The sequence below is a fragment of the Noviherbaspirillum sp. FW303-A3 genome (assembly GCF_058788695.1).
Genome location: NZ_JBYTAZ010000001.1, coordinates 4896413 through 4908467, shown reverse-complemented (window position 1 = coordinate 4908467; position 12055 = coordinate 4896413). Strand labels below are relative to the sequence as shown.

Here is a 12055-nt window from a genome sequence, read left to right as displayed (position 1 = left end):
TTCCGCCGGTCTTCAAAACAGGGCCTGCTGCCGGCTGGTGAGGGAAGCAAAATCATCATCCAGGAAAGGCAGGATGCCATCCGCCACCGGCTGCAGCTGCCGCGTGAGGTAATGCTCGTAATCGATGGGTGAACGGCACGTCTCCAGCGGCTCGGGGCCGGCCACCGTCATCACGTAGCGGATCCAGCCCCGGTTCTGGTACTGCAGCGGACGCCCTTGCTCGCGGTTGTATTCATCGGCGATGCGCGCCGCACGCACATGCGGTGGCACGTTACGCTCATACTCGTCCAATGGGCGACGCAACCGCTTGCGGTACACCAGCAGCGCATCGAATTCGCCGCCCAGTGTCCGGTCGACATAGTCGCGCACATAGTCACGGTACGCCTCCCCCTTGAAGATGCGCAGGTACAGCCCCTGCTGGAACTGCTGCGCCAGCGGCGTCCAGTCGGTGCGCACCGATTCCAGGCCCTTGAAGATGACTTCCTCGCTACCGTCCTGCTTCCTCACAAGGCCGGCGTAGCGTTTCTTGCTGCCCTCTTCCGATCCGCGGATGGTCGGCATCAGGAAGCGGCGGTAGTGCGTGTCGAATTCCAGTTCCAGCGCGCACTCGAGGTCAAATTCCTCTCGCAGGTGGCGCTGCCACCACCGGTTGACGTGGTGCACGAGCGACTCGCCGATTTCCATGGCCCGTTCCTCCGTCTGCGTGTGCTTGAGCCAGACGAAGGTGGAGTCGGTGTCGCCGTAGATGACGTCATACCCCTGCGCTTCAATCAGCTCGCGCGTGCGGCGCATGATTTCGTGTCCGCGCATCGTGATGGACGACGCAAGGCGCGGGTCGAAGAAGCGGCAGCCGCTCGATCCCAGCACGCCGTAGAAGGCATTCATGATGATCTTCAGCGCCTGCGACAGCGGCTGGTTGCGCTCGCGCTTGGCCGCCTCGCGTCCCTGCCAGACCTGCGTGACGATCTGCGGCAGGCAGTGCTTCTCGCGTGAAAAGCGCGCGCCGCGAAAGCCCGGTACCGTGGCAGCCGGATCGGGATTGCCGCTGCCTTCCACCAGTCCGACCGGGTCGATCAGGAAGGTGCGGATGATCGACGGATACAGGCTCTTGTAATCGAGCACGACAACCGAATCGTAGAGGCCGGAGCGGGAGTCCATCACGAAACCGCCCGGACTGTTCTCTCCCTCCACGTCGCCGATATTGGGCGCGACATAGCCCTGGCGGTGCATCATCGGCATGTACAGGTGTTCGAACGCGGCCACCGATCCGCCGCTGCGGTCGGCGGCCAGCCCGGTGACGCTTGCCCTTTCCAGCAGGAAGGCCATCAAGTCGGTCTTCGCGAAAATGCGCGTCACCAGCTCGCAGTCCTTCAGGTTGTAGCGCGCGAGTGCGGGCTTGTCCTCGGCAAAGCGACGATTGATCTCCGCCATCCTGTCGTACGGGTTGTCGATGGATTTGCCTTCACCCAGCAGCGTCTGCGATACATGTTCGAGGCTGAACGAGGGAAAGTTCCACGTCGCCGACCGCAGGGCTTCGATGCCGTCGATGATCAGGCGCCCGGCGGCGGCGGCAAAGAAATGCTGGGACCTGCTGTGCTCGCGCCACTCCATCGCGCTGCCGTCCCTGCCGAGGCGCAAGGGCACGCGATAGCGGTCGGCATGCTCCTGCAGCACACGAAGGTCGAACTGCACAAGGTTCCAGCCGATGATGGCATCGGGATCGTGACGTTCCAGCCAGGCATTCAGCCTCTCCAGCATCTGCGCGCGGCTGTCGCAGTATTCCAGATCGAAATCGAGTGTTTCTTTGCCGCCGTTTGCGGGTCCGAGCATGTAGACCTGGCGCTGCCCGCATCCTTCCAGCGCAATCGAATACAGCTCGCCGCGTGCGCTGGTTTCGATATCCAGCGAGACCAGCCGCAGCCTCGGCCGATAGCCGTTTGCAGGCTTCAGCTGGCCATCGGCCAGGGTGCGATCCATGGCGGGATCAGGGCGGCCATCGAAACATACCGGCGCGGTAATGAAACGCTCCATCAGGTAGCGTTCCGGCGGACGCACATCCGCTTCATAAACGTCGACGCCGTTTTCCCGCAGGCGCTTTTCAAGTTTCAGCAACTGGCGGTACTGCCGGCAGTACAGTCCCAGCACCGGGCGGCGCTGGAAATCGTTCAGTGCGAGCGGACGCAGCTCGCAGCCCCGTTCGCTGCGCAATACCGCTTCGGCCTGCTCGCGCTGATCCGCCGGGATGAACGCGACCGAAGGCTGGGGCGGCAAGCAGAGACGGCGCGGGCCCTCATCGGTCGCCAGCCAGAATGCGACTTCCGTGCCGGCCGCCGTATCGTGCCAGTGCCTTGTCAGGAGAAAACCTTGCTTGAGTTGATCCAACATCTGCCTTTTTTGCGCCCGCCAGGCGATTGATCGAATGCCAACGCACCGGCCGCCTAGTGCATCGCAAAGGTAATTTTAGGTCAATGTATTGCCGTCTCGCCAAGCCTGCCGAATGCCGGCGATGGTCTGGACGCGAAGCAATCGTGTCCTTGCATCAACCTTTTTATGACTTGAATCAAAGTAATGCATATGAGCGCACAACTGCCCTTCCCCCCTGAATTCCGGCTTCTATAATTTCCTTAATGCATCTATGAGTGTAAATGGAGTATTGAAATGAGCATCACAGCAGAATTCAGGCACGACTATGCCGCAGCGCTTCGCAACATGCATCTGAACGAATCCGATATCGCACGCCACACGGAAGGTTTGATGTCGACGGAAGGTTTGCCGCCGGACTTGCTGGCTGAAGCGCATTTCGAAAAGATCATCAGCGAGCGCAATACGCGCGTGAGCGCCAAGGTGCGTGCCACGGCCCGCCGGCTGGTTTGCGGTGTAGGAATGATTGCGCCCGTTGCCGCAGTACTTGCAGGCGCGTTCCTATTTATCGTTGTGCTCTGATTCCAGCGCGCCGGCGGTCACCCGGCGAAAGACGATCCAGAGGAGTATCGTACTTGCCAGCACGGCGGCAAAAAGTGTGATCTGCCCCGGCGTTGCTCCATCGCCGGTCAACCGGTTGAAGACGTTGCCTGCGCCGTAGCCGGCAATGCATATGACGGATGACCACAGGAGTGCGCCGGCGAAATCCAGCACCAGGAAACGCCACGCCGGCATCCTGCTCATTCCCAATGCCAGCAGGCCGGCGATTCGCATTCCATAGAGAAATCGCAAGCTCAGCAAGAGCACGACATGGTGCCGATGCATCATTTTTTGCAGCCGCTTCCGTCTGCTGCGTATTGAAGAAAAGCGGCGCATCACGCGCAGCCCATAGCGTCGCCCCGCAAAGAAATACGGCACATCGCCCAGGAAGCTGGCGACCGCGGCGATCACCATCACCAGCGGTAGCGCGAGATGTCCATGATAGGCCGCAAAGCTGCCGGCAAGCAGGACGGCCTCTCCCTCCAGGAAACATCCGAGGGCGACGGCAAAATATCCATAGGCCTGTACGAGATAGGCAATATCCATGCGTCCGGTATCGAAGAATCGTTACGCAGGCGAAATCCTGCCGTAACGGCACACCTATAGAGCTTCGAACACTGGAAAAAGTTGCCTGCCCCGGGCAAAGGGCAACCCGCTGTCAGGTCAGCAACGGCCCTTTTTGGCCTGTCCGGGCGGGCAATGGTGGCCGCCGTGGCCGCCCCCGGTGATAACGACCGTTGCCGCCGGATACTCCGGCACGACGACGCAGCCGGACAGGCCTGCGGTGACAGCAACGAGGACGAGGAAAAGCGATTTCATGTCGGAATAGTGAACAAGGATTGTGATGCATCTACCTTAGGCCGGGGATTTCTTCCGGTCAATCGCAGTTATTGAAAGTTACATCTCGGCACGCGTGACACCCGTAAACAAAAAGACCGCTCCGTGCTTGCACACGAAGCGGTTGAATGCGCCGCAGTACGCACGGCGCAGGAGACACTTTGAGATCAATCGGTCGATGTTTCGTTTGATGGCGGAGCTTCTTCGTCCGAAGGCGGCGCCGGCGGCTCGGGCAGCGCGTTGGGGCCATCCTTGGGCAGGTTCTTCGGCAAGCGCGGATCGTTGGGATCGTCGATCTTCTGACCGGTCTGGCGATCGTAGTAGTGGTCCTTGCCTTCCTTGTCGGTGTAAACCGCAACCGGCGTTCCCGGGCCGTTCTGCGGGATTTCCTTGTTCTCCTTGTCGTAGAACGTGGTCTTGCCGGTCTTCTCGTCGGTGTGATGCTTCGGATAATCCGGGCTGTTCGAGTCGGTCGTCTTGACGTTCGGGTCCGGCTTGATCGAATCCGGCGCGTCACCCGGCTTGCCGTTCTCGTCGAGGACGACCGGGTTGCCGGTCTTGGGATCCTTGACCGGCTCGCCGTTCTTCGGATCGGAGGCGACGTTCACGCCGTTCGCGTCCTTGATGACCGGGTTGCCATCCGCGGTCTTGACCTGCTCGCCCTTGGCATCCTTGACAGGTTCCTGCTGCGGCGCCTTCGCGTCAGATGCCTTGGGCGCATCCGGCGCCTTCGGATCATTCTTCTTCGATTGAGGATCCGGCCGGTTATAGATGTGCTCCGGCTGGTTCTTCCCGCTGCCTTTCGGCTGGTCCTTCGGTTGCTGCGGCGAAGGATTCTTTTTCGGCTCGTTTTTCGGCGGCTGCGGCGGCTGCGGTTTTGGCGATGACTTCGGTCCGCTGACTGCTGACATGATTGCTCCTCTCGGTTGGGTGACGTCTGCAACGTCTGTAAGGAGCACTTAGGCCAGCCACAATGCCTTTTCAAGCCCGCCCGGGTCAATGATGCGATGCGCACTACATCGTTGATTCAACAGGAAAATCCGGACAGCAGGTCGACCATTGACAGTCGATCAACAGTCCGCAGATTCCGGAGAAACGAGCGGGTCTGCCGATGCGACTTCAAGGCAATAACCACGGTTGTATGCGGCGCGGATCTGCACGCCGCGACCGGCATTCAGGTTCAGCTTCCTGCGCAGTTTGTAGACGTGCTGTTCAAGCGTGCGCCCCGTAATATCGCCGCTCCGCCCCCAGACGCCGAGGGAGAGAAAATCACGCGACAGATACTGGCCCGGAAAGGAAAACAGGATCCACGCCAGCGCAAATTCGGTCGGCGTCAGTTCGACAATCCTGCCGTTGTCCAACGCAATGGCGGATTCCAGGTCGAGTTCGAAACCCGCCAGTTCGATGGCTCGCTTCGGCACACCCATCCTGTACCGGCGCAGTATCGCCTTCAGGCGCGCGGCGAATTCCCGGGATTCGGTAGAGATGACTATGACATCGTCCGCGCCAGCATCAAGCGCTCGCACGGTCACGCGGTCGTCGGATGCGGGCGACAGCAGGATGACGGGAATGGGTTCGGGAGCGCGGCAATTACGCCAGGCGGCAATCGCATCGCCGTCAGTGTCTTCGACATCGGCAAGGATGAGGTTCGCCACGCCCGCGCAGAGCGCCTGCTTCAGCACCTGCTCATCCGTGAATCGCGTCCCGTGAAAGCCGTGGCGCACGAGCACGTCCAGCACCTGCTGGTACATGCTGTCGCTACGAATAAAACAAGCAATGCTCAATCTGGTCTCCGGCGGCTTCAGTGGCGAGCTTCAATACGATACCGGAGACGTGCAATCGTTGCATATTCCTGCATGGTGTGCGTTCATCCGGCATCAGCCGTGGAGATATTAGGTGCGATAGACACCCGCAGACATTGTGGCAATCACCTACTTCCGCAAGTCTCACATCTACGCCAACCAGCGGTTACATGCGCATCATGCGAAGGCTGCGTGGGAAACCTTTTTCGATGTCTCGTGCTTGCGGTGTCCGGGACGGTGCTTCTTCACCGGCAGACGCGAGACGTGCCAGAATGCGCTGAACCCGTCGAGATGCTCCTGCAGGTGCTTGAAATATTTCTCGTAAGGCTTACCCTTGCGCGCCTGTTCGCCGACGGCGCGCGCAAGCTGGAACGGTGAGCTTTGCAGCACGGCAATCGCCGTGTTCGCCATGTCAAGGTACCACTTGGCCAGCCGCTTTTCCGACACCGCCGCCATCGTCGCGAAGCGCATGGTCCAGATCAGGTCGGGATCCTTCAGTGTTTCCTCATCCTGCTCCAGCGTGGTGGTGTAGCGTGCGAACGCATGCTCGCATGCGGCGGCCAGTGCCCGCATGGCGGCGATTTCGTTCTTCACGCTGATCGGCGGCACCTTCTTCTGGTCCTTGACCTTCTTTTGCTTGTCTTTCTTCGACTCCTTGCCGGTAGATTCTTCCGGGTCGGGCCGCCCGAGCTCGGTCACGATATTTCGCGTCCGTTCGATGTCGGTACAGTTCGCCAGCCGGAGGTAGGTGAACATGTGCCGCACATCATCGCTGTCGTAATCGTTCGTCACCAGGAAATGACGCAGCTTGCGCGAGACCCAGCCCAACTTGCGGGTGTAATGAAAGAAGGGATGCTTCTTGCGGATTTCCGGAATGTCGAACTCGATCAGGTTTTCCGGATTCACTTCCATGCACAGGCCGTGGCTCATCAGCCACCGGCCATTGCTTCGCTTGCCGTAGCTTTCCAGGATCTCGCCTTCGGCGGCAAGGTCCTTGAGCGCCATGATCGTGAAGCCATGCGTGGCGCGGCCGGTCCAGTGCGTCGGCGACGGCGAAGTATGGTTCAGCATGTCCGCCAGCGGCACCATGCCCAGCGTCTCGTAGCCGTCGACCATCAGTTTGTACACGCGCGTCGTGACCGCCATGCGGGCCAGCGAGAATTCATGCAGCGTCAGTCCGGGCATGAAATCCTTGACGACCTTGTAGTCATCGAACATCAGCGCCTTCGCGTCGAGAAGCTGCTGCCAGATGTGGGTGCCCCGGAGCATGGTCAAATGTTTCTGGTCGTAGAACAAGGGCATGCCGGGGAACTTGCTCGGCACGACATCGAAATACGGCTTCCAGAAGCCTCCGTCACGCTTTGTCTCGAGCAGGAAGGCGGCAAGATAGCCGTAGGGACTGAGCCAGCGGCGGCTCTGCTGGATCGCCCTGCCCACCTTGCATGCCTTGGCCACCTCCGTCGTCACGATCAGGCGTCGCGGCACGTGCAGCACCACTTCACCTTCCACGATTTTCTCGGTCGCGTACACGCCGCGAAGGCCGTTGACAATCTTGATTTCCAATGAGGGATACAGGACGCCGTTGTCATCCAGGAACTGGATCAGGCGCTGCATCTTCAGATCATCGGCATCCTTGTACTGTCCAAGGTCGTCTGCCTTTTCCGCCGCTTCCGCGACGGCCAGGGACTTCAGCTCTTCTTCGTACAGCTTGTCGGCTTCTTGCAAGCTCATGTGCGTTTCTCGCTCCGTGGAATGGACAGGCGCACCGGCGCCCGTCCATCAGATAGGACACTTCCTGCGAAATTACAACTGCCTCGATCAATCCATCGATTGGGACAGGTTGTCGTGCAGTGCCTGAAAGTATGCGCCGAACTTGGCGTCCGACTTGGCGTAGTCGCGCAGGTCGCAGAACGGGTTCTGCAGTACCGAGGTCGCCGTCTGGGCCAGCTCCTGGTAATGACGGAGGATCTTCTTCTCGCCCATGCGCACGGCGACTGCGTAGCGCAGTTTTTCCGGCACCGTATCGCCGGCCAGCAGCGCTTCATCTTCTTCGAGCGTGGTCGAGAACTTGGCCAGGCGGCGCTGGCAGGCGCCAGTGAGCGCGGTCAGTGTGGCGATCTCGTTCTTGCGGCTGATCGGCGGCACATCGTTGACCTTGGCGCCGTTGACCATGGTGCGGAACACGCCGGGCATGTCTTCCAGGACGCCCAGGCGCAGCATCGAGAACAGGGCCTTGGTGTTGGCTTCGTCGTACTGCAGGGGTACCTTGAATACGCGGACGTCTTCATTCAGCGTGCCGAGGTCCTTGGTATAGGTTGCAAACGGGTGCGCAGGCAGCAGCGCCGGCAGTTCGATCTCGGCTTCGTTGGCATCGTTGTCATCGAGGCAGAAACCGTGGTGCACGAACAGGCGTCCATTGCAGCGGCGGCCGTAGCTTTCGTACACATGGTAGCCGGCAGCGATATTCTTGGTAGCGTACAGGCTGTTAGGATTCATTAGCAACTGTTGCTTTCTTGAAGTTGCTGATTCCTTTTGCACCTTGAGGATGCAACACTTTTCCGCGTACAGGACGCTATTGGTTGGCTGGTTTGAACTGCGGCAGGAGCCGCACGTTTTCTGCCCGCAGGATCGCTTTCAGCTGCAGATTTTCCATCGTCAGCGTCGCGTTTTGCGACGCCAGGGAACGCAGCAGAGCCTCCGTTTCTGCCAGTTGGCGCCGTAATGCTCGGTTGCTTTCGCGCGCCGCCTGCAATTCCTGTGCTTTCACGTCGCGCTGCACTCGTCCTGTCCGGGCCGTCCGTTTCCTAACCTGCTCGGCGATATCCGGGTAGCGGGTATGGATTGTCGTAGCGTGTACGCCCGCTTCTTCCGCTACTGCCGCGATCGACAGCTTGCGCTTGGGATCCACAGTGCGCGGTGTCCCCCGCTCAATCCGGTGTAATGCCAGCAGCAATTCCTGCTGGGTCTTGTCACGACGCGACATAGGGTTCCTTTCCCGGGGCGTCGGCTACGCCGGGATCCAGTTTTCTTAGAATCTGCTTCACGGTCTCAATGCTTTCCTCGATCTTGGCCTGCGCCGCCGGGCCGATATCGTTGACATCACGTAGTTCGAGCTGCTGCAACCACAGTCCATGCCAAGTGTCCCGCTGCGTTTCATCGATCACTCCATGGCTGCAGTCCGCACATTCCATTGCGTCGTACAAGCCGCGGCCTCCACAACTAAGTGCATCGGCCATGCACCAGCTGTGACCGGTACTGCGCAACAGGATCCCCTGGCCTGCACGTTCGGCCATCTCCTTGCGACTGACCATGTTCATCGACTTCATGTGCACCCGCTGACGCATGATGCGTTCGCCAGCCTTGCCCGCCAACCGGACGGACGGATCGAGCCAGCTGGCAATCCGCACAGCCTGCTCCTGTTCCATCTTTTCCAGGATCTCCGCGTACAGGTCGACATCCTGGGTCTCGTTCAACGCATACAGCGCCGTCATGTCCAGCGACCAATGCTTGAAGTGATCGCGCAGGTACAGCAGATTGCCTCTGCCATGGGCAGCGACGAACACCGCAAAGGTGCGACGTAGTTCATGCGTGGTTGGTTGCCAGGGGATGCCGCAGTTGCGCGCAAATAGCTTGAGTTCGGAGTTCCAGCTGAACAGGCTCAAGATCGCAATATTGCCGCTGGCTACCGTTTTGCCAAGGAACAGCCCGTGTTGATGCTGGCGCAGCGCCATGCGCCGTGCCAACAGGGCCACCCGGTGCGCGTCGCTGGCAGCCGCATTCGCCAACTGGCCATCGATGGCTGCCAGTTCCGCCTGCAATTCTTCCCGCAGCGGCTGCGACAATCGCTCCAGCAGCGCAATCACGTGCGCCGCATACGGCGGAATCATCCATTCGGTCGCCCCCTCCCCGGTCTTGCGGCTCACGCTGCGCAGCCAGCCGTAGGTGACGCCGTCCACCTCGGTTTCGTAATAGCAGCCGACCCGGATATCCGCCAGTTCCTGGTTGCGCATCCCGCTCAGCAAGCCCAGCACGATGTAGCCGGCAATGCGCACATCGATCAGCGCGCGCTGATACGCCTGCAACGGCGGCAACCCGCGTGAACGCAGATGCCGATTCTTCAGCACAAACATCCGTTTGTAGCCCACCGTCGCCCGGCGTTCCAGGTCCTTCAGTTCGTCCCGCACCTGAAGCAGCAGCGGTGCCTTTTGCAGGGCGGCGTCCGCGTGCCGGAACAAGGCCGACGCAATTTCCAACGGAATCGCTTGCGTGCCCGAGACCGGCTTGCCGCGCGTACTCAGACCGGCGACATCACGGGCAGAGCTGTCCGGCCATGGATGGGCCGGCAGGTGGTCCTGCAAGTGATCCCTGAGGGTCCACGCCAGTTCCAGCACCACGTATTCGTGCACCGTATGCAAGACGCTGTTGCGCGCACGGAGGCGCTGCACATACGATTCGATATGCAGCGGCCGGACATCCGCAAACCGCTGCACACCGAGCGTATCCAAGTAACGCACCAGCCGTTGCAAGCGACGGAACACATTGGACAGAGTCAAGGAGCCCGGGGCTTTCCATCCCGGGCGCCCATGCACCCAGTATGCATACAGCAACGCCTTGGCACTGTCGCGCCACGCTGGCGGCAGGCGATCGAAATGCAAGCGCCGCATCCCGGGCGTCGCATTGGAGTTCGGTATTAGCGGCGTCAAGTCCCACACCATGTCGCCATACCGGCACAACACCTGGCGTCCGCCATCCGGATCGGATACGTATGCGATCGGCCACTGGTCGCGGTCTGCGGGCGCGGGTGCCGGCGCCACCGCGGCGCGCTGCATGGCGCCGCTCATGCCAGCGCTCCATGCGGCAAGCCCAAGCGGTCGCGCGTCTGCCAGTACGGGTGCGGCTCGTGCCGTGCCCGCTCGCGCGCTGCCCGCACCACGTCCGCCGGGAAGTCCGGCGCGATCTCGGTATCGATGATGTCCCGCACGTGCCCGTACCACTGTTCCCAGTCGCGCGCATTGAGGATGGTGCGCTCGCTGTCGATCAGGTAATAAAAGCTGAACAGTCGCCACAGGTCTTCGGTGGTAACCACCATGCTCTTGCACTGGAAGCAGCTGAGGAAGTCGGTGCAGAGCCGGCCCGGCTGTTGCGGCGCGCGTTCCCCGTGCACCGGGTCGGCACAGTGTCCGATCGGCGTGGCGGCCGCAGGCGCAACCACCTCCGGCCCTGACGATGGGGTTTGCAGCGTCGATAGCAGGGTCTTGCCGGCGAAGTGGAACGCACGCTTGGCTTCCGGCGATATTTTCAAGTAATGACTTTGGGAGACTTGCACCGAATGACCGGCCAGACGCGCCGTGACCAGCATGTCCCGGCCGCTCAGCTCGTACAGCCGGTTGACGAAGGTCTTGCGCAACGTCGCCACATTCACCCGTAACGGCTCCCCATCATCACCAACAAGGGCGTGACGCCGTACCAGCCGTTGCGCGGCAAGAATGAGCTGGCTGACGGTGAGCGACAGCACCGAGCGTGGGCGCCCCACCTGTTCATGGCGATACAGCCACAATCGCTGCTGCAAATCGGACGACGCCTCGGCAACCAGCGGGGCCGTCTTTTGATTGACCCATTCATACCACCACACCACATCAGTCTGCGCCGATGCGGTCTCCGCCAACTGGTCGCTCCAGCGCATGGACTGCACATGGGTGGCATTACCGCGCCGCTTGTGGGAGACCAGCATGCGCCAGTTCGGCTTGAGCGGATGCGGCAGCAGCGCGTCGCGTGACAGCTCCAGCAGCGGCGTGGTATTGAGACCGGTCCGCAACGCAATCAGCAGGCATACCAGCGCGAGCGCCTGGCCGTCGGTACCGTCGAACTCATTCCTGGCAATAGCAGCCAGTTCAACGCGTAATGCTTCCGCAAACCGTCGCCTCGCCTCCAGCGATAACGGCTGCTCGCCCTGGTAATGCCGGTTTACATTGGGGAAGGGATTGACCGGGAACAGTTGCCTGCGGTCCGGCAACCGCCCCTGCCGGCAAGCAGGTACCAAGACCGATTTGGTCTTGGTGTAAATCGACTTTTGCGCCACATAGCTGAGCGCTTCCCCATCGTCTCGCAGTTGGCGTCGGATCCAGGCGATGTAATGGTCGATGAACGGACGGTCAATCTCTTCGGTACGCAACTCCCGGCCTTGTGCCTGCGCTTGTTCAATGCAATAGGACAGGAACTTGCGTATCCCGCCATTGAACAATGACGTCATCGACGTCTCTTGGTAAGTTCTGGCCACGCGCAGCTGCTGCAGGGATTGCGCGAGCAGGTCGGTGATCGCATCGATGCCTTTTCCGTACCACGGCGAGAAGTCGAAGCGGTCCCGCTCTTCCGCCAGGTCGTCGCCCGCCATCGTTCGACCGGCAGCTGCGCCCGTCTGATCGACCACAGATTCCCTGTCTGTCTCCGGCACGTCA

The 12055-nt window shown here is 60.8% G+C and carries 11 protein-coding genes; 1 reads left to right on the top strand and 10 read right to left on the bottom strand.

What is annotated here, in order from left to right; translation table 11 throughout:
• Positions 1-12 precede the first annotated feature (12 nt).
• On the bottom strand, positions 13-2385 hold the full coding sequence (locus AC3WOY_RS23615) for a DNA polymerase II (RefSeq protein WP_492428249.1): 2373 nt from the start codon (positions 2383-2385) through the stop codon (positions 13-15).
• 273 nt (positions 2386-2658) lie between these two features.
• Between AC3WOY_RS23615 and AC3WOY_RS23610 the strand changes: the two genes are divergently transcribed.
• Entirely contained in the window at positions 2659-2943 is a 285-nt protein-coding gene (locus tag AC3WOY_RS23610; RefSeq protein WP_492428247.1) for a hypothetical protein, read from the top strand.
• Here AC3WOY_RS23610 and AC3WOY_RS23605 read toward each other — a convergent pair.
• From AC3WOY_RS23605 to AC3WOY_RS23565, 9 genes are all read right to left on the bottom strand, one after another.
• Positions 2923-3507, bottom strand: coding sequence for a DedA family protein (locus tag AC3WOY_RS23605; protein ID WP_492428245.1), 585 nt, complete (start codon positions 3505-3507; stop codon positions 2923-2925). The two genes, AC3WOY_RS23610 and AC3WOY_RS23605, sit on opposite strands and share 21 nt — an antisense overlap.
• A gap of 117 nt (positions 3508-3624) precedes the next feature.
• A complete protein-coding gene (locus AC3WOY_RS23600) occupies positions 3625-3780 on the bottom strand; it encodes a hypothetical protein (protein WP_492428243.1) in 156 nt (51 codons plus the stop codon).
• Positions 3781-3965: 185 nt separating this feature from the next.
• Entirely contained in the window at positions 3966-4709 is a 744-nt protein-coding gene (locus AC3WOY_RS23595; RefSeq protein WP_492428241.1) for a hypothetical protein, read from the bottom strand.
• A 159-nt stretch (positions 4710-4868) separates the two neighbouring features.
• On the bottom strand, positions 4869-5582 hold the full coding sequence (locus AC3WOY_RS23590; RefSeq protein WP_492428239.1) for a response regulator transcription factor: 714 nt from the start codon (positions 5580-5582) through the stop codon (positions 4869-4871).
• Between the two features lie 195 nt (positions 5583-5777).
• On the bottom strand, positions 5778-7331 hold the full coding sequence (locus AC3WOY_RS23585; RefSeq protein WP_492428237.1) for an SET domain-containing histone-lysine N-methyltransferase: 1554 nt from the start codon (positions 7329-7331) through the stop codon (positions 5778-5780).
• Between the two features lie 87 nt (positions 7332-7418).
• Entirely contained in the window at positions 7419-8096 is a 678-nt protein-coding gene (locus tag AC3WOY_RS23580; RefSeq protein WP_492428235.1) for an SETD3 family histone-lysine N-methyltransferase, read from the bottom strand.
• A gap of 76 nt (positions 8097-8172) precedes the next feature.
• Positions 8173-8583, bottom strand: a complete 411-nt coding sequence (locus AC3WOY_RS23575) for a TetR family transcriptional regulator (protein WP_492428233.1) — start codon at positions 8581-8583, stop codon at positions 8173-8175.
• Positions 8570-10441, bottom strand: a complete 1872-nt coding sequence (locus AC3WOY_RS23570) for a hypothetical protein (RefSeq protein WP_492428231.1) — start codon at positions 10439-10441, stop codon at positions 8570-8572. The genes AC3WOY_RS23575 and AC3WOY_RS23570 overlap by 14 nt, the downstream gene beginning before the upstream one ends.
• Positions 10438-12051: a site-specific integrase gene (locus AC3WOY_RS23565; protein WP_492428229.1), complete on the bottom strand. Its 1614-nt coding sequence runs from the start codon at positions 12049-12051 to the stop codon at positions 10438-10440. Before AC3WOY_RS23565 ends, AC3WOY_RS23570 begins: the two co-directional genes overlap by 4 nt.
• Positions 12052-12055 lie beyond the last annotated feature (4 nt).

Coding starts and splice junctions, on each gene's coding strand:
- AC3WOY_RS23595 (WP_492428241.1), bottom strand. CDS start 4,709: ATGTCAGCAGTCAGCGGACCGAAGTCATCGCCAAAACCGCAGCCGCCG.
- AC3WOY_RS23600 (WP_492428243.1), bottom strand. CDS start 3,780: ATGAAATCGCTTTTCCTCGTCCTCGTTGCTGTCACCGCAGGCCTGTCC.
- AC3WOY_RS23575 (WP_492428233.1), bottom strand. CDS start 8,583: ATGTCGCGTCGTGACAAGACCCAGCAGGAATTGCTGCTGGCATTACAC.
- AC3WOY_RS23610 (WP_492428247.1), top strand. CDS start 2,659: ATGAGCATCACAGCAGAATTCAGGCACGACTATGCCGCAGCGCTTCGC.
- AC3WOY_RS23570 (WP_492428231.1), bottom strand. CDS start 10,441: ATGAGCGGCGCCATGCAGCGCGCCGCGGTGGCGCCGGCACCCGCGCCC.
- AC3WOY_RS23585 (WP_492428237.1), bottom strand. CDS start 7,331: ATGAGCTTGCAAGAAGCCGACAAGCTGTACGAAGAAGAGCTGAAGTCC.
- AC3WOY_RS23580 (WP_492428235.1), bottom strand. CDS start 8,096: ATGAATCCTAACAGCCTGTACGCTACCAAGAATATCGCTGCCGGCTAC.
- AC3WOY_RS23605 (WP_492428245.1), bottom strand. CDS start 3,507: ATGGATATTGCCTATCTCGTACAGGCCTATGGATATTTTGCCGTCGCC.
- AC3WOY_RS23615 (WP_492428249.1), bottom strand. CDS start 2,385: ATGTTGGATCAACTCAAGCAAGGTTTTCTCCTGACAAGGCACTGGCAC.